General features: G+C 35.8%; 24 protein-coding genes. 18 read left to right on the forward strand and 6 right to left on the reverse strand.

The genetic code is table 11. The features are described from left to right. Window positions 1-66 precede the first annotated feature (66 nt). Both C8N46_RS03935 and C8N46_RS03940 read left to right on the forward strand, forming a co-directional pair. Window positions 67-1,359: an ATP-binding protein gene (locus tag C8N46_RS03935; RefSeq protein WP_108113536.1), complete on the forward strand. Its 1,293-nt coding sequence runs from the start codon at window positions 67-69 to the stop codon at window positions 1,357-1,359. After that, complete coding sequence (locus tag C8N46_RS03940) at window positions 1,356-2,585, forward strand: tetratricopeptide repeat protein (RefSeq protein WP_245896711.1); 1,230 nt, start codon at window positions 1,356-1,358, stop codon at window positions 2,583-2,585. Before C8N46_RS03935 ends, C8N46_RS03940 begins: the two co-directional genes overlap by 4 nt. On the opposite strand, the gene C8N46_RS03945 is transcribed toward C8N46_RS03940, so the two are convergent. Beyond that, window positions 2,575-3,504 (reverse strand): hypothetical protein, encoded by a 930-nt coding sequence (locus tag C8N46_RS03945; protein WP_146169721.1) that lies wholly within the window; start codon window positions 3,502-3,504, stop codon window positions 2,575-2,577. The genes C8N46_RS03940 and C8N46_RS03945 overlap by 11 nt on opposite strands. A 135-nt stretch (window positions 3,505-3,639) precedes the next feature. Here C8N46_RS03945 and hemB point away from each other — a divergent pair, with 135 nt between their 5' ends. From hemB to C8N46_RS03960, 3 genes are read left to right on the forward strand one after another with little or no spacing between them, the layout of a single operon-like run. Beyond that, entirely contained in the window at window positions 3,640-4,617 is a 978-nt protein-coding gene (gene hemB, locus C8N46_RS03950) for a porphobilinogen synthase (protein ID WP_108113538.1), read from the forward strand. 5 nt (window positions 4,618-4,622) lie between these two features. Continuing rightward, the gene (locus C8N46_RS03955; protein WP_146169722.1) at window positions 4,623-5,027 is read left to right on the forward strand and encodes a c-type cytochrome; all 405 of its coding nucleotides are present in this window, start codon (window positions 4,623-4,625) and stop codon (window positions 5,025-5,027) included. A 5-nt stretch (window positions 5,028-5,032) separates the two neighbouring features. Continuing rightward, window positions 5,033-5,539: a DinB family protein gene (locus C8N46_RS03960; RefSeq protein WP_108113540.1), complete on the forward strand. Its 507-nt coding sequence runs from the start codon at window positions 5,033-5,035 to the stop codon at window positions 5,537-5,539. A gap of 63 nt (window positions 5,540-5,602) precedes the next feature. Here C8N46_RS03960 and C8N46_RS03965 read toward each other — a convergent pair whose 3' ends face one another. After that, a complete protein-coding gene (locus C8N46_RS03965; RefSeq protein WP_108113541.1) occupies window positions 5,603-7,516 on the reverse strand; it encodes a T9SS type A sorting domain-containing protein in 1,914 nt (637 codons plus the stop codon). 246 nt (window positions 7,517-7,762) lie between these two features. On the opposite strand from C8N46_RS03965, the gene C8N46_RS03970 reads away from it, so the two are divergent. From C8N46_RS03970 to C8N46_RS04010, 9 genes are all read left to right on the forward strand, one after another. Then, window positions 7,763-8,842, forward strand: coding sequence for a CNNM domain-containing protein (locus C8N46_RS03970; protein ID WP_108113542.1), 1,080 nt, complete (start codon window positions 7,763-7,765; stop codon window positions 8,840-8,842). 192 nt (window positions 8,843-9,034) lie between these two features. Beyond that, entirely contained in the window at window positions 9,035-9,520 is a 486-nt protein-coding gene (locus C8N46_RS03975) for a methylated-DNA--[protein]-cysteine S-methyltransferase (RefSeq protein WP_108113543.1), read from the forward strand. A 28-nt stretch (window positions 9,521-9,548) separates the two neighbouring features. Next, window positions 9,549-10,361, forward strand: a complete 813-nt coding sequence (locus C8N46_RS03980) for a cyclase family protein (protein WP_108113544.1) — start codon at window positions 9,549-9,551, stop codon at window positions 10,359-10,361. A 58-nt stretch (window positions 10,362-10,419) separates the two neighbouring features. Further along, entirely contained in the window at window positions 10,420-10,911 is a 492-nt protein-coding gene (locus C8N46_RS03985; protein WP_317046668.1) for a PaaI family thioesterase, read from the forward strand. 39 nt (window positions 10,912-10,950) lie between these two features. After that, on the forward strand, window positions 10,951-11,664 hold the full coding sequence (locus tag C8N46_RS03990; protein ID WP_108113546.1) for a 3'-5' exonuclease: 714 nt from the start codon (window positions 10,951-10,953) through the stop codon (window positions 11,662-11,664). A gap of 224 nt (window positions 11,665-11,888) precedes the next feature. Continuing rightward, the gene (locus C8N46_RS03995) at window positions 11,889-13,460 is read left to right on the forward strand and encodes a helix-turn-helix domain-containing protein (RefSeq protein WP_158269073.1); all 1,572 of its coding nucleotides are present in this window, start codon (window positions 11,889-11,891) and stop codon (window positions 13,458-13,460) included. Window positions 13,461-13,555: 95 nt separating this feature from the next. After that, window positions 13,556-13,831 (forward strand): hypothetical protein, encoded by a 276-nt coding sequence (locus tag C8N46_RS04000; protein ID WP_108113548.1) that lies wholly within the window; start codon window positions 13,556-13,558, stop codon window positions 13,829-13,831. An 85-nt stretch (window positions 13,832-13,916) separates the two neighbouring features. Beyond that, the gene (locus tag C8N46_RS04005; RefSeq protein WP_108113549.1) at window positions 13,917-14,192 is read left to right on the forward strand and encodes a hypothetical protein; all 276 of its coding nucleotides are present in this window, start codon (window positions 13,917-13,919) and stop codon (window positions 14,190-14,192) included. 99 nt (window positions 14,193-14,291) lie between these two features. Further along, window positions 14,292-14,489 carry a hypothetical protein gene (locus C8N46_RS04010; protein WP_108113550.1) on the forward strand — a complete coding sequence of 66 codons (198 nt, stop codon included), beginning with the start codon at window positions 14,292-14,294 and terminating at the stop codon, window positions 14,487-14,489. Between the two features lie 189 nt (window positions 14,490-14,678). On the opposite strand, the gene C8N46_RS04015 is transcribed toward C8N46_RS04010, so the two are convergent. After that, a complete protein-coding gene (locus C8N46_RS04015; protein ID WP_108113551.1) occupies window positions 14,679-18,431 on the reverse strand; it encodes a S8 family serine peptidase in 3,753 nt (1,250 codons plus the stop codon). Window positions 18,432-18,784: 353 nt separating this feature from the next. Between C8N46_RS04015 and C8N46_RS04020 the strand changes: the two genes are divergently transcribed. From C8N46_RS04020 to C8N46_RS04030, 3 genes are all read left to right on the forward strand, one after another. After that, window positions 18,785-20,455 (forward strand): ABC transporter ATP-binding protein, encoded by a 1,671-nt coding sequence (locus C8N46_RS04020; protein ID WP_108113552.1) that lies wholly within the window; start codon window positions 18,785-18,787, stop codon window positions 20,453-20,455. Between the two features lie 42 nt (window positions 20,456-20,497). Then, the gene (locus tag C8N46_RS04025) at window positions 20,498-20,854 is read left to right on the forward strand and encodes a hypothetical protein (protein ID WP_108113553.1); all 357 of its coding nucleotides are present in this window, start codon (window positions 20,498-20,500) and stop codon (window positions 20,852-20,854) included. Between the two features lie 147 nt (window positions 20,855-21,001). Then, window positions 21,002-22,561, forward strand: coding sequence for a class I SAM-dependent methyltransferase (locus C8N46_RS04030; RefSeq protein ID WP_108113554.1), 1,560 nt, complete (start codon window positions 21,002-21,004; stop codon window positions 22,559-22,561). A gap of 1 nt (window position 22,562) precedes the next feature. Here C8N46_RS04030 and C8N46_RS04035 read toward each other — a convergent pair whose 3' ends face one another. From C8N46_RS04035 to C8N46_RS04045, 3 genes are all read right to left on the reverse strand, one after another. Continuing rightward, a complete protein-coding gene (locus C8N46_RS04035) occupies window positions 22,563-24,239 on the reverse strand; it encodes a S8 family serine peptidase (RefSeq protein WP_108113555.1) in 1,677 nt (558 codons plus the stop codon). Between the two features lie 19 nt (window positions 24,240-24,258). After that, window positions 24,259-24,477 (reverse strand): hypothetical protein, encoded by a 219-nt coding sequence (locus C8N46_RS04040; protein ID WP_146169723.1) that lies wholly within the window; start codon window positions 24,475-24,477, stop codon window positions 24,259-24,261. Between the two features lie 120 nt (window positions 24,478-24,597). Next, on the reverse strand, window positions 24,598-26,274 hold the full coding sequence (locus C8N46_RS04045) for a helix-turn-helix domain-containing protein (RefSeq protein WP_211314472.1): 1,677 nt from the start codon (window positions 26,272-26,274) through the stop codon (window positions 24,598-24,600). A 253-nt stretch (window positions 26,275-26,527) separates the two neighbouring features. On the opposite strand from C8N46_RS04045, the gene C8N46_RS04050 reads away from it, so the two are divergent. Then, the coding region (locus C8N46_RS04050; RefSeq protein ID WP_108113558.1) for an HMG-box domain-containing protein at window positions 26,528-26,937 on the forward strand (410 nt) is incomplete at its 3' end.

The following is a 26,937-nucleotide window of genomic DNA, read 5'->3' on the forward strand; positions in this document are numbered from 1 at the left end:
CTAATCGCACTCAGTGAAGACATTGGATATCAATAAAAATGCTATCTTCAACAAAAAAAGAAACGAATGTTAGAAAGTTTATTAGAAGCACTCCAATTTTCTCCCAATAATATTCCGCTCAAACTTCAAATTGCCAAACTCTATATGCAACAAGGAAGTTTCGCCGAAGCGGAACAACAATTGATTGAAATCATCGATTTAGACAACCATCATGTAGAAGCCAAATACGAACTGGCAAACTGCTTTTACAAACAGCAAAAATTAACCGCCGCAGAAGTATTGCTTGAAGAAATCATCAAAAAGAAAACCGATAAAAAGTACTTGGAATTGCTGTGTTATTGTCAAATCAACCAAGAAAATTACAGCGATGCGCAAGAAACCTATAAAGAATTGTTGGAACTTGATTCCAGCTACGAAAACGAGGATTTTGACAATGTATTAAAAGTAAATACAACTCGTGAACCTGATTTTATCGACGAAGACGGTTTGTCGTTCCTCAAAAAACCAACGACCAATTTTGCCAGTATTGGCGGCATGGAAGACATCAAAAAGGAAATCGATTTAAAAATCATCAAACCTTTAGAACACCGCGATTTGTACAAAGCGTACGGCAAAAAAATTGGTGGTGGCATTCTTTTGTACGGTCCGCCAGGTTGCGGAAAAACACACATTGCACGTGCCACAGCAGGCGAAATCAACGCGAATTTTATCAGTGTTGGTATCAACGATATTTTGGACATGTGGATTGGAAACTCGGAGAAAAACCTGCACGAAATCTTTGAAACAGCTCGAAACAATACACCGTGTGTCATTTTTATTGATGAAATAGATGCGCTTGGCGCGAATCGGAATGATGTCAATAAAACTTCGGGAAGAAGCGTTATCAATCAGTTTTTAGCAGAATTGGACGGAATTGACGCAGATAACGATGGAATCTTAGTGTTAGGCGCAACCAACGCGCCGTGGCATTTGGATCCTGCATTTCGCCGTCCAGGACGTTTTGACAGAATCATCTTTGTATCGCCTCCCGATGTGGAAGCCAAAGCAGCTATTTTTAACATTCATCTTCAAGAAAAACCGACGGAAACCATCGATTATATGGCGTTGGCAAAAGCTGCCAAAGAATTTTCAGGAGCCGATATTCAAGCAGCCATTGATGTGGCGGTGGAAACCAAATTAGAAGCTTCTTTCAAAGATGGCATTCCAAAACCACTCAGTACCAAAGATATTTTAAAAGCCATCAAAAAGATAAAACCGAGTACCAAAGAATGGTTTATTTCCTCAAAAAATTATGCCTTGTATGCCAATGACAGCGGATTGTACGATGATATTTTAGCGTATTTAAACATAAAAAAATGATGGAGTCAAAAAATCATCTACGCGGTGTACAACTGTTCGAATTGGGACGTTTTCAAGAAGCCATAACTTACTTGAGTGAAGCTGTTGCGGAAAGTGTGTACAACTATCCAAGCAAATACTATTTGGCGTTGAGCTATTTTAATGTGAGCGATTATACCAAATCTTCTCAAATTATTGACGAATTGCTCAGCGAAACACCTAATGAAGGCAATTTATTCTTTCTAAAAGCACAAATAGCTTCTCGATTGGACAAACTCCAAGACGCTATTGCGTTGGTGAATAAAAGTATTGAACTCGATCCGTATCAAGCTGATTATTTTGGGTTTAAAGGTGCGTTGTTGATGGATAAAAAGAAATTTGAAGAAGCCTTATATTTTGTGAACGAAGGATTGCAACTCGATCCGAAAAATGCGGCTTGTTTAAACATTCGTGCGCGACTACTAACGAAATTAAATCGTAAAGAAGAAGCCAATCAAACCGTAGAACATATTTTATTTGACAATGCGGAGGATGATTACGCTCATGCCAACGTTGGTTGGGTTTCATTGGAAAATGGCGATACTAAAAAAGCCTTACATCATTTCAAACAAGCACTACAACTCAATCCGAACATGCAATACGCACGCGAAGGTATGGCAACCGCGATTAAATCGAAAAATGTATTGTACAAATGGTATCTTCAATATGCCTTTTGGATGAGCAAACAATCCTCGCGCAATCAATGGATTTTTATCATCGGATTGTATGTGGCGTATCGTTTGGGCGTAAAAGTGTTAGAAGCATCCGACTTGACCTTTTTAGTCATTCCGCTTATCATTGTATATTTAGTTTTCGTACTCGGCGGCTGGATTATGGAATCATTATCCAACACTATTTTATTGGGCGATTCGTACGGAAAATATCTATTAACCGACAATGAAAAATACAGTGGTTACGCATTTGGCGGATTGACCTTAGCGGGAATTGTAGGTGTCATTTTGTTCTTCGCACTCCACAATCCGTTGTATATGCTTTGGGGATTTACCTGTTTTTGTGCATTATTGCCGTTGCCAGGTTCCTTTTTGCGAAACTCCAAAAACGGACGAATGATTGGACTTTTCTACGGAATTACCATGTTGTGCGTCGGTTTCTTAGGAATGCTGTTTACCACAGACATCATGCTCGTTGGCGGCATTGTGTTGGGAATGATGGTGATTTACACGTGGGTTTTTAATTTTATTTCGTAGGCTTATCTAGAATAATATATAATTCGCGCTGTATTTCTTTGCCATAAATTGCAGTAGCGAAGTCAGATTCAAAATAATAAACCTCCTTATTTTCCAAGAGAGTTTCAGCCGTTTTTTGTAATTGTTTAAAAGACATTTCTTTACCATTTAAAACCACCAACGGATCATTGGTTTTCGCATAGTGACCTATACCTCCCATAATTAGCATTGATTCAGTCGCTTTTACGGTAAAATTCGTTGAAATTTCTTCACGATTCAACACATAATTTTCAGTATCAAACAACTTAAACTGTTTTCTTTTCTTAAAGTTTACTTCATCATACGATATTCTAATCACGTTGGCATCATCTAGCAACGCTGTTGGAATTTTCATAGAAAAAGCACCCCTTTCTGAGCTATATACTGTAATTGCTTTTTGAAGTGTTATCAACGTAATTTTAGCATTTTCAATAGGCGTTTCTTCTTTGTCTGATAACACAGTTCCTGTAAACGTTACAAAACCACTCGGTTTGGTTGCAGGTTTGGATTGCTTTCGCTTAAAGTTTGATTTAGAAGACAATGTATTGCTATGTTGAACGAATTCTGTCGCTGTTTTCTCCGTTTGCTGTGCTTGTACTGTAGAAACCGCCAATGTAGAAGCCAATAAAATACTCGCGGCAACATTGGAATACGGTATTTTGAATGTTTTTTGCGCTTCAAACGCTAATAAAGGTGTTTCTAATTGCGTTTTGGTCAAGCGTGCACAAATTTGTCCTTTTGAGTTTTGGACTTTCTCCGTAATTTCTGCTTGACTCAACTTGGTAAAATCAATGACGTTTTTGGCACAAACATCACAAAAGCTTCCGTGTTCATTCGGTGTCATGTTTTCCCACCGTTCACTACACGGTTTGTTGATTTTTAAATACGTATTTTTCATCATCGGTTTATAATATCTTTTGAAAGTACCTATTTATCGCATAAAATCAAAAACTATTAAGAAAGCTTTCACTTTTTTTAATACAAGCTTTCGCTTGAATATTTCCTATCTTTGTACAACTTTTCAAAAAGACAATATATGTTCCCACTTCGACGCAACAGACGTTTACGTGCCAATGCTGCCATTCGCGGTTTGGTAAGAGAAAATATAATTACAGCCAACGATTTTTTAGTGCCGCTTTTTGTGGTAGAAGGCAAAGGTGTTAAGGAAGAAATTCCGTCCATGCCCAATTATTACCGACATAGTTTAGACACGTTGGTTGACGAATTGAAATTGTTGTGGAGTTTAGGATTGCGCTCTGTCTTATTGTTTGTAAAAGTACCTGACAATTTAAAAGATAACAAAGGAACAGAAGCCTTAAACCCTGATGGTTTGATGCAACGTGCTATTAAAACCATTAAAAATACCTGTCCAGATATGATTGTGATGACGGATGTAGCACTCGATCCGTATTCTTCTTTTGGTCATGATGGAATTGTGGAAGATGGAAAAATTATCAATGATGATACGGTGGAAGTATTAGCCGAAATGAGCATTTCGCATGCAGAAGCCGGAGCCGATTTTGTGGCACCAAGTGATATGATGGACGGACGTATTTTGAGTATTCGTGAAGCCTTGGAAGACGAAAACTTTACTGATGTTGGCATTATGAGTTACAGCGCCAAATACGCGTCTGCATTTTACGGTCCGTTCCGCGATGCGCTGGATTCTGCACCTGGATTTGGTGATAAAAAAACCTATCAAATGGATCCTGCCAATCGTTTTGAAGCCTTGCGCGAAACCGAAATGGACATTGACGAAGGCGCAGATATTGTGATGGTAAAACCTGGCATGCCGTATTTAGACATTGTTAGAGAAGTAAAAAACGAATTTGATGTCCCTGTTGCGGTGTATCAAGTAAGTGGCGAATATGCCATGTTGAAAGCTGCTGCGGCAAAAGGTTGGCTCAATCACGATCAAGTGATGATGGAGTCGATTATGGCGTTTAAGCGCGCAGGTGCAGATATGATTGCAAGTTATTTTGCGAAAGATGTGATGCAATTGTTATCTAAATAATTTTGATGAAAGCCGCCGTTTCCATATTTGTTTTTTTGATTGCAGCTGGAATGGCTATAGTATTTATCCTGAGTGTAAAAGAATCAGAAAAAATAACTAAAACTCAGCCGATTTTAATCTGTGGCTACACATTTTTAGAAGAACATCTTACGGAAGCGCAAAAACAAGGAGAAGCGTTATTTAAAATAAAATGTGCTGCTTGCCATAAATTAGATGCTCAATCTACTGGACCGCCATTGCGCTCTGTAAAAGCTCGCTATGAAGAAGAAAAAGAAATCAGTATAGATTCATTCCTAAGTGTAAGGCGCGCATCATTTACGGAAATTTTTAACTCAAAAGAACGCAAGTGCCTTATTCCACCAGAAATAACCAATGCTGACATTCAAAATATTTTACAATACACACAATAATTTTTATGAAAATATATACGCTCTTACTTTTTGTTACAACGCTTTCAGTTGCTAACGCACAAGACACACCAATTTCTGCATTTTTAGAGAAATGGGAAAACTCTAAAAATTATTTAGTTGAAATAGCAGAATTGATGCCAGAAGACAAATACGATTACAAACCTACGGAGCGTCAAAAAACGTTTCGTGAGCAACTCTTACACATCAAACAAAATATGGATTGGTTGAGTAGCACTTATTTTTCCACCGAAAAAAAGAAAACAAAAGAAAAAACACCGAAGACGAAAGCTGATATCATTGCTGCATTAAAAACTTCTTTTGAGCAAACAGCAACGATTGTAAAAACCGCGAAGGAACGTGATTTAAAAGAAATTGTAGAATTTTTCGCTGGTCCTAAAACCAAATTGCAGATTTTAAATCTGTTGCAAGACCATGTTACACATCACAGAGGACAACTCATCGTTTATTTAAACTTAAATGATATCAAGCCACCGAGATATCGTGGTTGGTAATATATCAAAAGAGAGCCTGCGTTGCCACAGACTCCCTTTCTCCATCGTTAAAACTAAAACCAACTATTCTTTTACCAATTGCTTTACGGTAGTTCGGTTGCCATCTGTGGTAATTTTACAGAAATAAATTCCCGTATTCCACTTTTGAATATTTACGTTATGCACACCGTCTGTAATTGGTGATTTGTGATATGTAATACCACGCACATCTGTAATTTGAACCGATACTGTTTTGAATTCTTCGTAGTCTTCAATTATAATTTCAATATTTGACTTTCCAGGGTTTGGAGACATTCTAAAACGTATATCATCTCTTATTACTAAAGGCGGTACTGTAAATGGATGCGTTCCTGAAACGGTAGATTCTCCATTATTACAAATGGCTGTTACTGAAAAACTATACTCTCCAGGTACTAAATTTGCTGTATAGTTTGTATCCGCAGTATTGTAAGTGTACAATAAAACTCCTGTGTTGCTATAAACCTTAATTTGGTAATAATCTACACCTGCTTGCCCATTCCATGAAAAATCTACTGGTCGCGTATTAGATCCAATATTTAAGTCTGTTGCATCTACAGCAAGACCTGTAACTACATCAATTCCACATACTTTACACTCTTCTGTACGATACGCAAAACCAATATTTGTGTTGATATTTACATTGCCATCACCATTGGTGTCTGATAAGTTGTCCCATGGCGCATAAAGCGTTTGGTGTGCTCCTATAGTATTTAGCAATGCTGTTGAACCAGGAAGTCCTAACGCTCCAGAAACCCATTTCCCATATTGTTCCATACAGCATTCAGGATTTGAATTATTAAACGGCAATACTGCTGATAGTAAGTAAGCACTTCTATGCTCTGAGTCACTAACAAACTTTCCTTTCCCTTTTCCATAAATATAACCTTTAGAAATCATAGATACCGTGACAATATGATTTGGTTCCAAAGTAACCGCTCCGATATAATCCATAGAAAAACTTCCTGATTCTGAACCATCTTCTTCTTCTTGATAATGTATATCAATTGGCGTTTGAAAAACATTGACAATTTGCGAGCCAACTTGCGTAACGGAAGTACCCCAGTTAATTGGAGCACCAGTATTTATAGCTACAACAATTCCCACAATGGAAGATGCTAAATCAATTGTATTCATCCAAAATTCAGGATTCCAAGTATCATCTTGTGCTCTTGACAATTGAAACTGTCCACCTGCTAGTACCGTAATTTGTGTATCTGTTTGGTATTGATCAACAGCAAATAAAGCAACGTCATCTTCTACAGCGGCAAAACTCGAATGCGTTCCCCAACCGCCTGTTGCAGAAGTTGCTACCCATGAATCACCATAATAATTTGCGCGTAAATCTATGGTTTTTCCACAGCCACAATCTTCTGGTAGCAAACTTCCGTTAGTGCAGATGTAATTAAATGACATACGTGCATAACTATTTGAGGATGTTTCATCACCACTTACCGACTTTTCATATTCATATTCATTGTTGGTGGTTGGAGAGTTTAACTTTAATCGTTGACTTGTTGCGGCTCCTGCAATAGATTCTGCATACCATGTAGTCAGTCCGCTTTGGTTTTCTGGTGGTGAAAATTGATTGGAATAATTTGCCGCTACATCATACGAGGAATTTACCGTAAGTACCGCACAATTACAATCGGTATCTCTTGAACCACCGCGCAATTGTTTTAAAAGTATGGCAACTTTTGGCTGCATTTCTGGTGAAATGTCTTGTGTAGCTAGGAACTCATCTAAAGGAAGTTGATTATCTCTCTTATTTTGCCAATCTTTTATTTGATTAAATAGTTCTAGCGTGATTTCAATATTATCACCTTCAATTCTTGTGTTTTGCGATTCTTTCACTTCTTGCGCCATTGCTGTATGCGTAGCAAGGCTAAATGCTAATACAACTAGAAACATCATTAGGCATTTTTGCGCAAATGATTGTTTAAAAATATTGTTTTTCATAATTTAAATGTTTTATTGTTCGGAACAAACTTAGTGTGTGAAGTCGCGTAAAAAAAGCATCGTTATTGATGCTTTATAAAGGAATAGCACGTTTTTTATAAAGCGTCAATTCCTTATTCCTATCAAAAAAAGCGTTCTGAATCAGAAAAACAGTGAAAAGACAAAAACTTTTCAGATTCCGAAGACATATCTCAAAAATTGAGCAAAATATTAGCTAAATTCGCCATATACAATTTTTAAATCATCATGACACTATTAGTACTCTACGCAATAATTTCTATTTTCTTTTCTTTTTTATGCTCCATTTTGGAAGCTGTATTGTTAAGCGTAACACCAACGTTTGTCAATATTAAAAGTAAAGAAGGAAAACCGTATGCCGATAATTTAAAAGCGTTAAAGCAAGATGTAGACAAACCGTTAATTGCTATTTTAACACTCAATACCATTGCACATACTGTTGGCGCCATCATGGTAGGAACAGAAGCCAAAAAACTGTATGGTGATGAAGACAGTTACGGTGTATTTATCATTTCGGTAATTATGACGATTTTAATTTTGGTGGCTTCTGAAATCATTCCAAAAACGATTGGCGCGATGTACTGGAAACAACTTGCCAATTTTACAACCAGAACGTTGGATATTATGGTATTAGTTTTAAAATACACAGGTATATTGTGGGTTTTACAGTTGTTTACCAAAATCATTGGAAGCAAAGGTCATGGTGCCAGCGTGTTGAGTCGCGAAGATTTTAGCGCGATGACACAAATTGCTACGGACAAAGGTGTTTTTCACGAATCGGAAAGTAAAGTAATTCGAAATTTGTTAGGCTTTAAAGATATTTTGGTAAAAGATGTCATGACGCCGCGTTCGGTATTAAAAATTGATTCCGCAGAAAAAACCATTCAGCAGTTTTACGATGAAAATCCCGATTTAAAATTTTCTCGTATTCCAATTCACGGCGCGCAAACCGATGATATTACGGGGTATATTTTGAAAGATAATTTGATGGAAGCTATTATTGAAGGAAAAGGGCAAGAACCTTTGGCATCTATCAAAAGAGAATTGCTAGTTACAGATAGAAATTTACCAATTCCAGAATTGTTTGAAAAACTCATTGAACACCGCGAGCATATTGCGTTGGTTGTAGATGAATATGGATCTGTGAGCGGATTGGTGAGTCAAGAGGATGTCATTGAAACCTTATTAGGTTTGGAAATTATGGACGAGAGTGACAACGTTGCCGATTTGCAACAATTGGCTCGTAAAAGCTGGGAAAAACGTGCTAAAAAGTTAGGAATTATAGAAAAAAATAACCCAGAAGAATAAATCGACTGGGCATATTTGTCATTGGTAAATTATACACAAATTACCAACTACTAACAACTTTCATTTTTTTCTCATATAACAGCTACAAACATGTGGCTCATTGCTGTACAAACGAGAATACGAATGTATAAAAAAAATACGCTTTAACCTTAATTTTATACGCTTTATCGATAAAAAGCTGTTTTAACTTCGATGAATGTACATACAGCACATATTCAAACTCCCTTAGGAATTGCTAAAGTTGTTTCTGACAATGTAGGAATTCAAGAAATTTCTGTGCTGAATGAAGAATTTGAAATTGACAATTCGGATGCAATTCCAGTCGTTTTAAAAAATTGTATCGCACAATTAGAAGAATATTTTAATGGAAAACGAACCGAATTCGACGTACCGTTAGCACCAAAAGGAACCGAATTTCAACAAAAAGTGTGGAGCGAATTACGCAACATTCCCTACGGAAAAACCTGTTCGTATTTAGACCTTTCTAAAAAACTAGGCGATGTCAAAGCCATTCGTGCGGTTGCTGCTGCTAATGGGAAAAATCCACTGTGGATTGTCATTCCGTGTCATCGAGTCATCGGAAGCGACGGTTCATTAACAGGCTATGCGGGCGGATTGTGGCGCAAAAAGTGGTTATTAAATCATGAAAACCCTGTAAAACAGCAGTCGTTGTTTTAACCATTATAAAAACCAAAAACGTATCACCATGAAAAAAATATACCAACTGACTTTAATAGCATCTTTTTTGCTAATTGCTTGTGGCGAAAAAGATACCAATACATCTCAAAAAGCGGAAATGTCTGAAAAAGTTATCATTGACCTTTCTCACTCCTATTCTGAGGAAACTGTGTATTGGGTAACGGCAAAAGAATTTGATTTGGATACGGTTTTTATGGGGAAAACAGACAAAGGTTTTTTCTATGCTGCTAATAATTTCAGTACGGCAGAACATGGCGGAACACATATTGATGCGCCAATTCATTTTGCTGAAAAAGGACAATCTGTAGACGAAATTCCGCTTGAAAAATTGATGGGAGCTGCTATCAAAATTGACGTTTCAGCTAATGCGCTTCCAAATCCAGATTATCTTATTACTGTTGACGATTTAAAAGCTTGGGAAAAGGAACATTCAAAAATCCCAGATGGAAGCATTGTACTATTGCAAACTGGTTTTGCAAAATACTATCCCAACAAAGTAAAATACATGGGAACTGACGAACGCGGTGATGTAGCCATTGAAAAGCTACATTTCCCAGGATTGTCTCCCGAAGCTGCTGAATGGCTGGTTCAACAACGCAACATCAACGCGATTGGAATAGACACACCGAGTATTGATTACGGACAATCAACCTATTTTAAAAGTCACGTAATTTTATTAGAAAAAAACATTCCAGCCTTTGAAAATTTGACCAATTTAGACCAATTGCCCAATAGCGGATTTGAAATTATTGCGTTACCGATGAAAATTAAAGGAGGAAGCGGCGCACCTTTACGAATTGTTGCTATTCTTACAAAATAACTGTCTTTACAACATATACACCATGTACAGAACCGCTACCAATTTCCTGAAAAAATTCATGTCTACTGCGACAATTTTTAAATACGGATTCAATCTGTCGCCCATGTATCGCCGAACCACTGCTAGAGTTGTGGAGATTTCGGACGATTTAAAACGTGTTAAAATTAAAGTTCCGATTAGTTATAAAAACAAAAACTATGTCGGCGCTATTTTTGGCGGAAGCATGTTTGCGGCAACCGATCCGATTTACATGATTCAATTGGTGCAAATTTTAGGTGAAGACTATGTGGTTTGGGATAAAGCGGCAACCATCAATTACAAACGTCCTGCAAAAGAGCATTTGTATTGTGAGTTTCTCTTTTCGGAGGGTGAAATTGAAACCATCAAAAAACAAATCGCGGAAACGCATGAAATGACTATTGAAAAAACTACCTATTTGACCAATGCGAATACACAAGTTTTTGCAGAAGTCATCAAAACACTTTATATTGCTGAAAAGTCTTTTTACAAAGAAAAACTGAAAAAGCGAAAACAAGCAAAGTCTAACTAGTACCTCATTTTTCCTCACGAACGTACTAAATATAGACGTATGTTACATAAAATTAATTTAGAAAATGTATTGTTTCTAGACATAGAAACAGTTCCTGAATATCCGTATTATGACGATTTGGATGCGGAAGAAAAACTACTTTGGGAACAAAAAACAACGTATCAACGCAAAGACGAATTTACCGCAGAAGAATTTTATGAGCGTGCCGGAATTTGGGCAGAATTTGGAAAAATCATCTGTGTTTCTGTCGGTTATTTTGCGAATAAAGGTGATGTTCGACAGTTTAGAACGACTTCGTTTCACGGAGAAGAAGAAAAACTGCTTCGCGAATTTAAAGCCTTGCTGGAAACACATTTTAACCGCCCGCAACAACTACTCTGCGCGCACAACGGAAAGGAATTTGACTTTCCATTCATTGCTCGACGCATGATTATCAATCGAATTCCGCTACCGTTCAAATTGAATTTATTTGGTAAAAAACCTTGGGAAATTCCGCATTTAGACACCATGGAACTCTGGAAATTTGGCGATTATAAACACTATACTTCGCTGCGTTTGATGACTAAAGTGTTGGGAATTCCTTCGCCAAAAGATGATATTGATGGAAGTCAAGTACGAAATGTTTATTACGAAGAAGGCGATATTGACCGAATTATCAATTACTGTGAAAAAGATGTCATCGCTGTCGCGCAGATTTTACTCAGATTGCGCAATGAACCGTTGTTGGAAGATGATGAAGTATTGCAGGTTTAGTGTCATTGGGTTTTTGAACCTTTTTGGTTAGCGAAATGAAGTTCAATATTTGTGTACAAATCTATATACAACTTTTTTGACGCTAGCTCGTTTTCTATAGAAACCTCTTGTTTATGAAACAACTTTTACTTTTTTTCTTTTTGATTGTTTTTACGTGTATGAATGCACAAAATGACTCTTTAAAAAATTCAACTTTTGAAAGCTTAGAGGCATCCTACAAAAAAATGTTGTATACAAACACTTCCCAAGCATTGTCATACGCCATTAAGGCAAAAGAGATAGCACTCACAAGTAATAATCATACACATATAACAAAAGCATACTACTACATTGCGAATTGTTATTATAATATGGGAGCAAACTCAGATGCATTGCAACCTATTGAATTGGCTTTGGCAAATAGTACTGACAGTACCGATATTGTTCTTTTGTATAATGTTGCGCTCTTACACGGACACATTCTTTCTGAATTAGGAGAAGACTCAAAAGCACTTAAAGCATATGTAAAAGCACAAGAATATGCTGAAGAAATTAACAATCCAGAATATGAAATTTCTGTACTGACAAACATTGCATATATAAAAAAAATTCACAAAGACTTCCAAGAAGCCATCAACATGTACAAAACAGTGTTGCAAAAGTTGGAAACACTCGAAGAAAGCCAAAACAACAATGTATATAAAGCTATTGCACTTATGAACATTGCTGATACGTATTTATGGCTACAAAAAACGGACGATGCAAGTTATTATAATGAACAAGGATTGAAGCTTTCGTCTCGCTTGAATATGGAATTGTTGCATCATCCCATGTTAATGAACAAAGCGATTATTTATTACCAAAAAGAGGTGTATGGTGAATGTATAAAATTAGCAAAACAAATAGCTACTTTAACGAAGGATGATGAAAAGAAAAGTCTGCACCTTACTGCGCTATTTTATCTTGGTAAAAGTTCCTACAAGCTTAAAAATTACGAAGAAGCTATTGCTTTTTTAGAAGAAGTATTACAAGCTATCAATAGTTCCTCTACTGTAGATGTGAACGAAAAAGAATTGCATGAGTTTTTAGCTTTGTTATATAACAAAGTAGGGAACGCTGAAAAAAACTTATTTCACTTTAAAAAATATGTCGAATTAGAAAAAAAGCAAAGTGCAGAAGATTTGAAAATCAACAACGAAACCCATGAGTTGGTTGATCTTGTTTCTGTACAAAGTGAAATACGAGAAATTAAAGCTAGTTTAGCTGACGAAACCAACTCAAAAAGAGTGATTTCAATTGTAGCACTTTTGTTATTGGTTTTGCTCATTATAAGTAGTATCTATTACAAAAGAAAAGGGCGTATTATCAAACAGAAGTTTGACAAATTATTAGAAAAAGTAACTGCTCTTGAAAAAGAAGAAACATCAGAAAAGGCAGTTCCTAAAAAAGAAAAAGTAACTGATGCGAAAGCAGCTGTCATTTTAGAAAAGATTGATGCGTTTGAGAAAAGAGAATCCTATTTAAGTACTGAGTGTAGCTTGGGATTTATGGCAGAAAAACTAGAAACAAATACTTCCTATTTATCGAAAGTGATTAACAAGTATAAGAAAAAAACATTTACAGCCTATATTACCGAGTTACGCATTAATAACTCATTGATCCGATTGAAGAATGATAAAACATTACAATCATATACCATTAAGGCAATTGCAGAAGAATTTGGGTTCAAACGACAAGAAACATTTTCGAAAGCGTTTAAGGCACAAACAGGAATTTATCCATCACAATACTTAAAAAAACTAAGAAAGAATCGTTAGGTTGTTGAGAATTCATAAACCGTCAATAGCTTTGTTTTTATTTCTCCTTACAAGAGTATTGTTTTATACTATATAAATCCCTAATACTAAACGTTATGAAGAAAAAAAAGCTAAAAAGCCTCGTATTGTCTAAACACAGTGTTTCTAATCTTTCTTTGCTCTACCAAAAATTTGGTGGACAAGAAACATCCGATTCACAAACGGACACCAATCATGGATTTGTTTCGTTACAAATTCCCTGTCCTACAGCAGAAGGAGAAACTTGTTTACAAACAGAGTGTTATGGAGATTGCGGCACCAATGGAGGAACACAAAAATCGCCGCCGCCAACGGAATATAATACGTGTAATTGTAATCCTCCAGGGTTTTAGTAATATAAAAAGCGTAAATCATTAAAAAAACTATACTTTGCTTCTGTTTGTTTTTTTAATTTTAAAACCATAAAACGCTACAATTATGAAGAAAAAAAAACTAAAAAACTTGGTATTGCTCAAACGCAAAATTTCAAACTTGCAACTGTTATACAAAAAGATAGGCGGCACCAATACGATAGAAACAGAAACGGAAGTAGAAACAAATCCTAGTCTCATAACCATTGTTTTAGCATGTCCAACGGAAGTTGTGGATTGCATTTCTCAAAATTTTACAGACTGCGCCACCAATGGTGGAACGGTTAAAGCACCGCCGCCAACGGAGTATCACACGTGTAATTGCAATCAACCAGGACTTTAGTTTTAGCTATATATTGATGGATTATAAACGGTCAATGCCTTTTCTTTTTTACTTCAAATCAAATCACTTGCTTTGAACTGTAAATCAAAACGTACTATTATGAAAAAAAGAAATTTAAAATCGTTGAAGCTAAACAAAAAGTCTATCATTAGATTTGAAAACATGCTTACTGGTGGATTGGCTCCAACTACCACGAGCGTAACTACGTATTCAATTGAGTATTCTAATTGTGATTGGTGTCCTATTGATGATGCTCCAAGTGGAGATATATCAGCATGGTTTCCAGGTAATTGTTAAAGTCAACAACTCTTAGAGCGAACTTCGGTTCGCTTTTTTAATTTATAAAGAGTTTTGGATTACTCTGGTTTGGTTTTTTAGACTTTCTCAGATTTTTACCAATCCCAATTCCCTAACAACGAATTCCTAAAGCAAAAAAAGCCCAAACCGAAAATGGTTTGGGCTTTTAAGCACTCTAAATTTATATACTTATTGCTTAATAAATTTCTTAGTTACTGATTGTGTACCAGCATTGATTTGAATCATATATACACCTGCTTGTAATTTTTGAACGTCAATAGCGCCAGAAACAATATTTCCTTTTGCTACTTGCTGTCCAACCATATTCATAATGGTGTACGTTGCATTGTCTTGTGAAATAGTTACGTTTAACGTTCCTCCTTTTACAGGATTTGGATAAATGTTCACTTCAAAAGTAGATGAATTGAATGCATCATCACTTGTAGTTACATAATTATTCGCAGCTGTTGATGCTGTCGCTGTCAAACAGAAGTTTGTAGTATCAGACGTTGTAAATGAACCTCCAGAAGCTAAGGTTGCTCCAGAATCACTATTTGTCAACGTAAACGAACCGTTTCCGTACGAGCAGCAGATTCCATCACCATACGTATCAGTGATTGTAAAGTCATAGCATCCATCAGGTAAACATCCAACGGCAATGTTTAACGTTGAACCATCTGGTTGTGAACCATACGTTCCGCCAGAAGCAACAACTGTTCCACCACTATTGGTAATTTGCCAAGCCGTTTCTTCAGGATAGTTATCAAACGTAATTGATAAAGAAACATTTGAACACGATGGACCACTTCCGCCACCTGTAGACAAGCTTACGTCATCAATAGCGATATCTGCTTGCCAAGTAGCTCCTGTAATTCTGTTGAAACGTAATTGAACGCTTCCACCGACATACGCAGCTAAGTCTATGCTTGCTGTTTGCCATGCGTTACCTTTGTTTCCAGTTTCACTCCAAAGTGTTGACCATGTTGCTCCATTATCATCACTTGCTTGTACAGAAATACTTCCCATGTCTGCAGCACCATACATATGATAGCTAAACGCAAAAGTAGCTTGTGTTTCTCCACTCAAGTCAAAACACGGTGAGTTTAAAATTGCTTGTTTGTTTGGATATCCTGTTCCGTTTCCAGAAGCTTCTACAAAAATGTAGTACGTTCCTTGTGTGGCACTTGAAGGTCCTGTTCCTGAAGATGGTGTTCCAGAAGCATCTACCGTCCAGTTGATATCATCTGCAGTAGACTGCGTCCATGCGCCTAACGTATTTTCAAAACCTTCTGAGTATGGGAATGATGAAATTCCACCTGTACAACCTCCTGTACTTGCTGGGTCTACATTTACAGTTCTTGAAACCTGTGTTGCGGCATTTCCTGCGGCGTCACTTACGTTATAATTTAACGTGTACGTTCCTGCAACCGATGTATTCACAGAACCTGTTACAACAATACTCGCTGTTAAATCGCCATCAATATTGTCAGATGCCGTTGCACCTGGATCGGTAAACGAATCGCCCACAGTAAGGTTGATGGTTGATGCACCATTGAGCGTAATTACAGGCGCTACCGTATCTGCTACGCCTGCGCTAATATTTACGGTGTAATCTTCAACTTCTCCATAAGAGAACGATTCACACGCTGTTGGAATGCCATTGTATTTCATAGAAACACGCATACGCGTAGCGCCACTAGTTGCCGAAGTTGGCACTGTAAATGAACCGCTTACTGGCGTTGTTTGTGTCGCTGCTTGTGTCCACACTTGCTCACCTGCATCTGTAAAATCTCCATCTTGGTTGTAATCAATCCAAACGCTGTAGCCTTCGCTGTAGGTTGTTCCTGTCCACGTTGGTGTTACAGTTATGGTATATGCTTGATTTTTTGTTAATGAGGTAGATTCTGAAGTAAAATCAGCATATCCGCCAGCCGCAGCTCCAGAGCTATTATCTAAGGTTGCTAACTGTACTCTGCTGATATATTCGTCAGCCACACTGTTTCCATTCGAAGCACAGTAATTTAACTGAAATTCTGTAGTTGTAAAGGTAACTGAAGTACTGTACGAAGAATTTCCACTTGTACATTTACTACGTACTTGCACTTCATATTGCGTTGTTGCTGATAATCCTGTCAATGTTGTAGATGTTCCAGAAACAGCATTTGTGGTCCACGTACTCGTTCCTACTTGACGGTAACGTACATCGTACGTAGCACCTGGAACTGCTGTCCAAGAAACTGTTGCTTCAGCATCTGTAACTCCTGAAGTTGTTACTCCTGTTGGTGTAGTTGCGTTACAAACTACAGGTGTTCCTGTTAATCCTGTTACGATTAATGAGAAGTCTTGACTTCCGCCCACTAAAGAACCTTTGTGAGTTACTGTGATGGTATATGTTCCAGAAGCTCCAGAAACGTCTACTCTTTCATACGGATCCACTACGTTGTCTCCTGTTCCGTTTGTTGTTACGCCTGTTAATCTCCACGGACTGTATGTTGTTCCACCTTGTGTAACTCTAATATCTAAATCGTTCACCAATACTGGCGTTGAAGAGTTTGTCGCTGTTGTTGCTGTTCCTGCACGATCTGTCCAAGAAATTGAAGCTAATAAAGGACTTACACCATCAGAATCAACTGTGATTGTGTATGATTGTCCGGATGTTAATGTTAATTGCTCAATTCTAGATTCGTTTCCGTCGTTAGAAATTGCTTCCGCAGCACGTTTTGAGTTCATCAATCCCCAACCAAATATAGCATCTGGCCCATTGGAGCCTGCATCATCAGCCGTATGTAATACAATTCCTTTGATAGTTGCTGCTCTTGCAAACGAACCATTGGTATTGTTGTAATGTTGTTGTAATAGTAATACCGAACCTGCTACGTTTGGCGAAGCCATTGACGTTCCTGTAATGGAGTTATACGCTGTATCACTATTTTGATACGTTGAATACACACCTGTTCCGTTTCCTGTAATATCTGGTTTGATTCGATAATCATCTGTTGGTCCTTCACTACTACTACTGTTGATAGATACGGAAACTAAATTTCCACTTCCATCAATAGTAGCATCTTGCGCATTGGCAACTACTAAGTTGTTTTTTGCGGTAGAATGTCCCGTTAATTTGTCATACGAGCTGTTTCCTCCTAGCGGACTTCCGTTGTAACCGTTCTGATTTCCATCATTTCCAGCCGCAACGACCATTAAATAATTTGGCGCATTGAAAAGAATTTCATCCCAATCTCTTGATTCATCGATATAGCCTCCAAAATAGTAATCTGGAACCAAATCGCCTCTAAAACCATACGAGTGATTGGAAACCAGCATTCCGCTAGAAGCTGCCGAAGTTGCTTCTGCTTTGTCACTATTCCAGTCATAACCCACAGCACTTGCATGTGGTGCCATTCCTTTTGCAGCAGGCACTACACCCGATGCCATAATGGTTCCTGTAACGTGTGCTGAATGGTAATTTAACGCTCCCGAATCTCCTGTGGAAAATCGATTGGTTCCACCTGGTCCATCATATTCTTGATGTGTAGCTCTAGCAACTCCACCATCCCAAACATAGGCAGTCATGTTTTGTCCCATAAGGTTCAATCCTAGTGAGCCGCCTGAATTTAAATGGTCTGTTCGTGTTGAGCGTGCAGCATCTACGTTGAATGTTCGGTAATACACTGGCTGTCCGTCTGCGGTTACCTTTTGTAATTCGATGAGTGTTCCGTCTGGAAGCGTGGTTCTAATTTCCCAGCCGTTTTGTCTTGCAAGTTCAATAGCGCGTTGCTTTTCTTGCTGTTGTTCTGTAGAAAATTTGTTTTCTAATGTTCCTAGCGTTTGCAAATCATACTGACTCACAATTTTTTGCTTTTCAGCATCTGTTTGTCCAAATGAAGTTTGCGCGAAGAACATACCAAAGGCTAAAAGCCCTAATGAAAGGTACTTGTTTTTCATGTTTTGTTTTGGTTAATTAAGGTTAATTTATTTTAATGTCATAAGCCTTCCTAATGCATTCACAATCAGGTGTATTTTTTGCTTAATGAGCTGCATTATTGGTGATTGTTTTTGACTTATTTTCATTAATAGGCGCTAAAAATGTTAATTTTTTGTGAATATTTTATAAACATGTTTGTTTTTTCGATGAATTACATAATTTTTTAAGAAATTCTTACAAAGCATGTTTTTTATACATATATAGTATGTTTTAACCTTACTTTTTTTATGAATAAATAGCGATATAATTGTTTTTTTCAGACTATTTTACGAGTTAATTTTTGACTGAACTTCAATTTCGTTACTTTTGAGTAATGCAGCCTTTAGTAAACATCCAACACCTCAGCATTGCGTTTAAAGACGATGAAGTCATTCATGGAATTTCCTATAGTGTTTCTTCGAATGAAATTTTGGGAATTGTAGGGGAATCGGGCAGTGGAAAATCTGTTTCTTCTTTGGCTATTTTAGGGTTATTACCCAAAAAAAACGTTACGATTTCTGGCGAAATTGTTTATGACAATCAGAACTTGGTCACACTTTCTAATGCAGCCTTTCAACGCATTCGCGGGAATGAAATTTCTATGATTTTTCAAGAACCGATGAGTTCGTTAAATCCGTCCATGACCTGTGGAAAACAGGTGGCAGAAGTACTATTACAGCATCAAATCTGCACCAAAAAAGAAGTAAAAGCAACTGTTTTAGCATTATTTGAAAAAGTAAAATTGCCTAGAGTCGCGCAAATGTATCGCTCCTATCCACATCAGTTGAGTGGCGGACAAAAACAACGTGTGATGATTGCCATGGCAATTGCCTGCAAACCGAAGCTGCTCATCGCTGACGAACCAACTACTGCATTGGATGTGACCGTTCAAAAGGAAATTATTTTGCTCTTGAAAGCGCTGCAACAAGAAACCGAAATGGGCATTATTTTCATTTCACACGATTTGTCATTGGTTAGTGAAATTGCCGATAGAATTGTAGTGATGTACAAAGGTGATATTGTGGAAACAGGCGAAACACGTTCTTTGTTTACACATCCAAAACACGAGTACACCAAAGCCTTGTTGCAATCAAAACCTTCTTTAGAGGTACGATTGAAAAAGTTGCCTACCATTCAAGATGTATTGGCAAGTACGGTTTCCAACGAAGTCGTTTCTGCGGAAGCGCGAAAACATCACCACGAAACCATTTACGCGAAAGCGCCCTTATTGGAGGTAAAAAACGTTTCCAAATCCTTTTTTAGCAAAGCAGGCATTTTTGGCGCATCTACGGAAGTGAAAGCCGTCAACGACGTGAGCTTTTCTTTATACGAAGGCGAAACACTAGGTTTGGTGGGCGAATCGGGTTGCGGGAAATCGACCTTAGGAAATACCATTTTACAACTACACAAAGCTACCGAAGGCGAAATTTTTTATAAAGGACAAGATGTAACCAAATTGTCAAAAAGGGACATCCGAAGTTTGCGCAAAGAGATACAGATTATTTTTCAGGATCCGTTTGCGTCGTTGAATCCGCGTATTCCTGTTGGAAATGCGATTTTGGAGCCGATGAAAGTACATGGATTGTATGCAAACGACGCTGAACGCAAAGAGAAAGTCCTCGAATTGCTCAATCGCGTTGGTTTGGATGCTTCGTATTATGGACGCTATCCGCATGAGTTTTCGGGCGGACAACGACAACGTATTGGTATTGCTAGAACGATTGCTTTACAGCCCAAATTGATTATTTGTGACGAATCGGTGTCAGCTTTGGATATTTCGGTACAGGCACAGGTGTTGAATTTACTCAACGAGTTGAAAGATAATTTCGGTTTTACTTATATTTTTATCTCACACGATTTGGCGGTTGTCAAGTATATTTCGGATCAATTAGTGGTCATGAACGCTGGAAAAATTGAAGAAATGGGCGAAGCAGATGCTATTTATGCCAATCCGAAATCTGATTATACACAAAAACTCATTGATGCGATTCCGAAGGGGATTTGATAGTTTGTACTATCTTACACTATATTAATTTAAAAAAATAATATGTCAGAAACACAGGAAGTTTGCAAAGAAATGACTGAAGAGGGCTTTTTAACTTTGATTGAAAATGATCCAAAGCTGAAGGAAAAGTTTGAGCAGTTGGGTATTTCGCTTGACGAAAAAGGGTTGAGTGTTGCACTTAATTATTATGACTTTTTGAGCAAAGAAGAGTTTGAGTTTTTGAAAGGCTACTTTAAAACATTTTATCCTGGTTCAAAAGATGCTGATCTTTTTTTGAAATTTAATAGTGATCCAGGTAGTTGGACTATTTGCGTAACCAATAAAATGTGTGATAATTGTCGTAAACATTTATTGAACATTCGAACACATAAAGACTATTTGAATAAGGACAAATATTAATAAAATTATATTAGTAATTGTTTAAAGATTGCGAATAATACTTTTTAGATTTTTCTCGTTTTTTATGATTAAATGAATTGTTATTGCGATTCAGCTAAAGCCTATTTTTATTTGCAACTTCATTTGAAAAAAGTGTATCTTTAGGATATGAGCTTAACCAAAGAACAAAAACGCGCTTTTCGAGCCTTGTTATTTAAACACCAAGATGGTATTGCCATTACAGGCTCAATCGCTGTATTACAGAAACATGCAATTTTTGATTTTTTGGCAAAAAATAAGAAGACGACACTCACAAAAATCATCGAATATTTTCCACTATTTCATGCGGGTTATTTGAATGTTTCGCTACGAAGTTTGGCTTCGCAAGGAATTTTATTGTACACGGTTTCTTCAAAAGAAGTTACGATTGAAACAACTCCTAAGTTTGAAATTTTTCAAAAACACATAGCCCATTACGTGTATTTTAATGCGCTTTTTGCGTATTATTATGAATTGTTACAACAGCCTTTTCAGTTTCCATTGCCAAAAACAGATATGTTGATTACCTATGCGGAATATTGGTCAAATGCTAAAGAGAAATTGAAAGACGATGTCTATTTTCAAGAGGAAGTTGTTTTTCATTTGGAAGGTGTATTGTTGGCGCCAATGTTGGTGTATTTGGGCTATCATTCCGATTTAGAAAATAATGAAACTACCGATTTTTTAGAAGATACTTCGCTTCAAAAAGTGTTGCAATTGTTGGAAATGTTTGAAGGCAATGCGTTGACAACCAAAGGTGAATTTCTGTTAGCAAAAAGTTACGCGTATGGCGTTACGACTTCGTATATGCCGATTATGCGACATAAAGAAACCTATTTGACGGGCGATTTTTTACCGTTTTTCCAGCAAGATCATTTGGGCAACGAGCAGCATGTGTTTCGCGGTATTAATGTGTGGGGAAGTGGTGGAAGTCACGCAACCTATTTCAATAAGTTTGACGCTGTTTTGATAGATATTTTTAACAAACCACTACACGAACAACCGAAAGGAATTATTGATGTTGGCTGTGGAAATGGCGCGTTGTTAGAACATATTTTTGATTTGATTTGGAATAAAACCCAACGCAAAGACGATTTGAGCACCAACAAATTGATTTTGATTGGCGCCGATTATAACAAAGAAGCATTATTGAGCACCAAACGAAATTTAGAGAAAGCCAATGTGTGGGCAGAAGTAGTTTGGGGCGATATTGGAAATCCCGCAGAAATTGATGCAAAGTTGCAAGAGTTGTACGGTGTAAAATTAGAAGAGTTGTTGAATGTCCGTTCGTTTTTGGATCATAACCGTCCGTTTAATGTTCCGAAAGGCATGTATTCTGGCAATTTGTTATCTACTGGAGCTTTTGCCCATCGCGGGAAACAATTGCACAATGCGGATGTTGCACAAAGCCTAATAGAGCATTTTGAAAAGTGGAAACCGTATATTTCAACACACGGTTTATTGTTTATTGAATTGCATACGGTAGCTCCACATGTTGTCGCAGCTAATTTAGGCAAAACACCATGCACCGCGTATGATGTGACACATGGTTTTTCCGATCAGTATATTGTGGAGTTGGATATCTTTTTAGACGCTATTAAAAAAGCAGGAATTTCTATCAATCCAACACATTCCTACCGCTTTCCAAGTGATGACATCTCAACAATTAGCATCAATTTGATTCAGTAGTTTATTTTTTATTTTTCCGCTTCTTTTTTTTCTTTTTTGAAACTTCTTCTGCCATGAGGAGTGCGTTGTAGGCGTTGACTATTTTGCCTGATTTGGATAGGGAGCTGAAGGGGACTTTGTTTGGATCACGTTTCTCTCCGTTAGGATACGGCTTTAATACCATTAAATCAATTGGAGTTCCAGATTTTAAGATTATCTCTTTTACTTCACGCGCTGTTAAATTTGGATAATATGAAAATAATAAACTTGCAACACCACTGACAACTGCCGAAGACAACGAAGTTCCTGTATCCTCAGTAACTCTCCATCTATTTAAGCAAGTGATTTTTGTGCCTGGTGCAAATATATCTACCTCTTTTCTTCCATAGTTAGAATTATCATCAACTAAAGTAGAATCAACTCTATAGGAAGTATTACCAACTTTAATAAAGTTATTTACATATTCATAACCATCAATAGCATCATTAGGATAATTAGAAATCTTATCAAGATTATATCCGTCATTTCCCGAAGACGTAATTACTAAAACGTCATGTTTCTCTGCATATTTAAGTGCATCGTAAACCCACTCTGGATATAATGAAAAATCTTTTCCAATACTCATATTGATAATTTTTGCTCCATTATCAATCGCATATCGAATAGCTAAGGCAATGTCTTTATCGTGCTCACTTGCAGATACTGAAATACTTAAAGGCATTATTTTTACCATATCGTTTATTCCTTCTACTAATGTATCATTCCTTGTTGCAGCTATTATTGAAGAAACCTTGGTAGAGTGACTTATTAATTGAGTTCCTTGAATATTATTATTACCATATGGAAAATCATCAAGATTGTTAGAATCATCACTTGTAAGATAACGTTCTTTATAGTTGAAGTCGAATTTGAAGTTGATATAGTCATGGTATAATTTTATTTTATTATTTAACCACTTTTCGGATATTCCATATTTCTTGAAGTTACTTAATCGCAGTATTTCTTTTTTATGATTTTCATTAGAAACTATATTCTTTAGTGAATCAAGTTTTTCTTGACTCTTATCGGCAGGATTTTCTATATATTTACTCGTTATTTCTATAGACTTAAGATAACGTTCTTTCCCCTTTTTATATCTTTCTAAGTTTTTTTTTGTAAGCTCTAATTTGAAATGATAAGTTTCATATGCTTTCTGATATTTTTTAAAGTTCTCTATTTGAGATTTATCAACATCATTTAAAGAAGTTACATCTCTAAAAATGGAATCAAAACGATTAATAATTCTAACAAATTCATAATGTCCGTAAGGAATACTATCTTTTTTAGTAGTACCTACATAATTCCAACCATTAATATCGTCTATATATCCATTGTTGTCATCATCAATACTGTTATTAGGAATTTCACCCTCATTAATCCAAATTTGGTCTTTTATATCTTCATTATTTATATCTAACTCAGTATCGATGACGGCAACAATTGTTATTACTCCTTTTTTACTTTTAATTAAATTATATGCTCTATCTAAGTTAATTCCTGGAACACTATCTTTTGAAAGATCTTTAAAATACCAAAAATTGTTAAAATTAAAATCATTATTATCAGACAAAATGGTGTCTTTAATATTATTTTTTGTCTTACAAGAGACAAAAAATAATAGTAGTGTAATTATAAATATTTTTAGATATAGCTTCAGCATATTTTTAATATTTAATTATTCAATCAGTAGTAACACAAAATAATGAGTCACATTCAATATCTAAAGATCCACATACAGCATCTTTTGTATCTGTATTCGTATTTGTTACCTCTGGACCACACCTTCTATCACCACAACTTTCATCAGCATCAGATTCTCCTCCTCCTCTTAATGAATTGGTAACATTTAGATTAACTACTCTAATCTTTCCTAAGTTAAGTTTTTTGTTTTTTTTCATTTTGTATATAATTTTAAATTTTGTCAAATATATTCTCAGACTTTCTAATTTAAAAGAAAAGTCTTTCTCATTTCCTTGAAAGTAGAAAGTTAAAAGACAAATTAACATGCTAAATATCAATTATTTAATTTTTTTCATATAATATGACACATTTAATCCTGTTTTTTTAGTAAATGCACGCGTAAAAGATTCAGTACTTGAAAACCCAGCTTCTGAAGCAATAGCACTTATAGTATAATTTCTTAAAACTTGATCATTATATAACTTTCCAATTATGTATTCTATTCTTAAATTATTTATATAGTTTCTAAAGGTCTGAGATTTGTAATCATTAATAACTATCGATAAGTATTTAGTATTTGTATTGAGTTCTTTTGCGAATGAACTAAGGGTAAGCTTAGGAGTTAAAAAAGCTTTATTTTTTTCAAATTCATCGAGCCCCTCTAATATATGATTTAAGGTGTTCTCATCAACAACTGACTTTCGCTTTTCTCTATTTGATTGACCAACTTGTTTTATCTTAGGTGTAGACTCAAGAGATTTTAAAACTTCACGGAATCTTTTTTCATTTATACGCTTTTTTCTGTAAATCGCTATCAATAAAGATATGACTAAAACTAAAAATATTAATAATATATAGATACCATATTTAAAGTCAGTATTTTTTTTATTTAACTCTTGTATTAATAATCTTTTATCTTCCACCAATCTTGGTGTATCGTATTCATGTTGAAATGTATGTGTAACATTTCTATGCTCTTTATTAATAACTGTATCAATAATCATTAATCTTTCAGTGTAATAAAGTTGTTTTTTTAAATCTCCTTTTTTTTTGTAGTAATCTATTAAACCTTCATAGGCTTTTCTTGGTTTCGGAATTATGTACTTTTTTACTCCAAATATACTATCTACTTTTTTAAAGTATTCAATCTTAATTTCTTCATTTTTTGCAATTGTTCCAAGATAATAGTATATAATGGCTAAGTTAGGGTAATCCTTCTCCCTCATCAAATAAGGAACTGCTTTTAACATACTATCTTTAGCTGCTTTATACTCTTTTCTAGCATAGTGTAATGCACCTTGAGCATAAGTAAAATATAAATGACTCTGATCATTTAATTTTAGAGACTTCTGATACCCTATTTTATTAATTTCATAAGCAGAATCTAACATTTTATTTGATGCATAAGCTATACTTAGTCCATAAAGTAAATCTAAGTAAGACTTACTATTCACATCTTTACCTTTTTCAAATTTCAAATTTTCTTTAAAAATTTCAATAGCTTCTGCATGATATCTAACTTTTAACTTTAGTAAACCAATATTATATCGCAGGCTATAATACATTTCATTTTTTTGCTTTTTGTAATATTCATTGGCTTTTAAATACGCTTCTAAAGCATTACCATATTTTCCTAATTCATATAAAACTATTCCTCTATAAAAATGACCCTCAGCAAGCAATTTTTCAAACTCATATTCTGTAGCATACAAAATACAACTATCTGTATACTTCAAAGCTAAATCAAGGTCATCATATGAAACTCTACATAATCTAATAAAGCTATTTACAATTGCTTTTTTATTTCCAAGAGATCTTGCTTTTGATAATGTATATAAAGCAATTTCTTTACCTACTTTGATTTCACCCAAATCTTTGTGATAGTAAAAAATTTTCTTTAGCTCATCAAAGCTTTTATTATCCAAAGTATCTTTTTGAACAGCTTGTGCATATCCATTAAAAGAAAATAAAGACAAAAATAAAAAAACATAGCAAGCACTGTTTAGTCTATTCATTTTCAATAAAACACAATTATTTATTATACAGTTTCTCTTTCTCATTTCTTGGAAAATAGATTCTCATTTCATGGAAAGTAGTAATATATCACTTGATTTAAAGGTTTTTCAAACATACATTTACACCAATCAAAAAAAATCCGAGCACTAAAATACAGTTTTAATTTTAACAAGCAGAATCTTAAAAAATAAAAACTACTTCTTACGATAACTCAGATTTTTTACAAAAAGTATAATCTCTTAAAACAATAACATGGCATTAGAAAATTTGATTAGTATTGAATTTACACAAGAAGAACTTACCAACTTGGATGCGCATTTAGATGGCATTCAGCAAATCCTAGCTGGAAAAACGGTGAACCTTACCCCTGAACAGCGACAACAATATGGTCGTATTGCCAACCAAAACAAATTGATTGTAGACAAAGCCAAAAGTCACATGGAACAACATCCAAATTGGGTTCCAAGTTTTATTGACAAAGCAGAATTTGACAAAGACTACGTCGCACGCATGCAAATAGAAGGACGTGTGCAAATGTTGGAGAATCTTACCCAACAACTGCTAGACACTAAAACCTTACTAGACCATGATAACTATACAAATACGTTGAGTTTTTATAGAACCATGCGTTACTTAGCTGGCGAAAATGAAGCTGGAGCTAA

The sequence above is a fragment of the Kordia periserrulae genome (assembly GCF_003054265.1).
In the GTDB taxonomy this organism is placed as follows: Bacteria; Bacteroidota; Bacteroidia; order Flavobacteriales; family Flavobacteriaceae; genus Kordia; species Kordia periserrulae.

What these genes read in the sequence shown, in the direction of transcription:
- C8N46_RS03935 (WP_108113536.1), top strand. Translation starts at nt 67, where the DNA reads ATGTTAGAAAGTTTATTAGAAGCACTCCAATTTTCTCCCAATAATATT.
- C8N46_RS03940 (WP_245896711.1), top strand. Translation starts at nt 1,356, where the DNA reads ATGATGGAGTCAAAAAATCATCTACGCGGTGTACAACTGTTCGAATTG.
- C8N46_RS03945 (WP_146169721.1), bottom strand. Translation starts at nt 3,504, where the DNA reads ATGATGAAAAATACGTATTTAAAAATCAACAAACCGTGTAGTGAACGG.
- hemB (WP_108113538.1), top strand. Translation starts at nt 3,640, where the DNA reads ATGTTCCCACTTCGACGCAACAGACGTTTACGTGCCAATGCTGCCATT.
- C8N46_RS03955 (WP_146169722.1), top strand. Translation starts at nt 4,623, where the DNA reads ATGAAAGCCGCCGTTTCCATATTTGTTTTTTTGATTGCAGCTGGAATG.
- C8N46_RS03960 (WP_108113540.1), top strand. Translation starts at nt 5,033, where the DNA reads ATGAAAATATATACGCTCTTACTTTTTGTTACAACGCTTTCAGTTGCT.
- C8N46_RS03965 (WP_108113541.1), bottom strand. Translation starts at nt 7,516, where the DNA reads ATGAAAAACAATATTTTTAAACAATCATTTGCGCAAAAATGCCTAATG.
- C8N46_RS03970 (WP_108113542.1), top strand. Translation starts at nt 7,763, where the DNA reads ATGACACTATTAGTACTCTACGCAATAATTTCTATTTTCTTTTCTTTT.
- C8N46_RS03975 (WP_108113543.1), top strand. Translation starts at nt 9,035, where the DNA reads ATGAATGTACATACAGCACATATTCAAACTCCCTTAGGAATTGCTAAA.
- C8N46_RS03980 (WP_108113544.1), top strand. Translation starts at nt 9,549, where the DNA reads ATGAAAAAAATATACCAACTGACTTTAATAGCATCTTTTTTGCTAATT.
- C8N46_RS03985 (WP_317046668.1), top strand. Translation starts at nt 10,420, where the DNA reads ATGTCTACTGCGACAATTTTTAAATACGGATTCAATCTGTCGCCCATG.
- C8N46_RS03990 (WP_108113546.1), top strand. Translation starts at nt 10,951, where the DNA reads ATGTTACATAAAATTAATTTAGAAAATGTATTGTTTCTAGACATAGAA.
- C8N46_RS03995 (WP_158269073.1), top strand. Translation starts at nt 11,889, where the DNA reads ATGTTGTATACAAACACTTCCCAAGCATTGTCATACGCCATTAAGGCA.
- C8N46_RS04000 (WP_108113548.1), top strand. Translation starts at nt 13,556, where the DNA reads ATGAAGAAAAAAAAGCTAAAAAGCCTCGTATTGTCTAAACACAGTGTT.
- C8N46_RS04005 (WP_108113549.1), top strand. Translation starts at nt 13,917, where the DNA reads ATGAAGAAAAAAAAACTAAAAAACTTGGTATTGCTCAAACGCAAAATT.
- C8N46_RS04010 (WP_108113550.1), top strand. Translation starts at nt 14,292, where the DNA reads ATGAAAAAAAGAAATTTAAAATCGTTGAAGCTAAACAAAAAGTCTATC.
- C8N46_RS04015 (WP_108113551.1), bottom strand. Translation starts at nt 18,431, where the DNA reads ATGAAAAACAAGTACCTTTCATTAGGGCTTTTAGCCTTTGGTATGTTC.
- C8N46_RS04020 (WP_108113552.1), top strand. Translation starts at nt 18,785, where the DNA reads ATGCAGCCTTTAGTAAACATCCAACACCTCAGCATTGCGTTTAAAGAC.
- C8N46_RS04025 (WP_108113553.1), top strand. Translation starts at nt 20,498, where the DNA reads ATGTCAGAAACACAGGAAGTTTGCAAAGAAATGACTGAAGAGGGCTTT.
- C8N46_RS04030 (WP_108113554.1), top strand. Translation starts at nt 21,002, where the DNA reads ATGAGCTTAACCAAAGAACAAAAACGCGCTTTTCGAGCCTTGTTATTT.
- C8N46_RS04035 (WP_108113555.1), bottom strand. Translation starts at nt 24,239, where the DNA reads ATGCTGAAGCTATATCTAAAAATATTTATAATTACACTACTATTATTT.
- C8N46_RS04040 (WP_146169723.1), bottom strand. Translation starts at nt 24,477, where the DNA reads ATGAAAAAAAACAAAAAACTTAACTTAGGAAAGATTAGAGTAGTTAAT.
- C8N46_RS04045 (WP_211314472.1), bottom strand. Translation starts at nt 26,274, where the DNA reads ATGAATAGACTAAACAGTGCTTGCTATGTTTTTTTATTTTTGTCTTTA.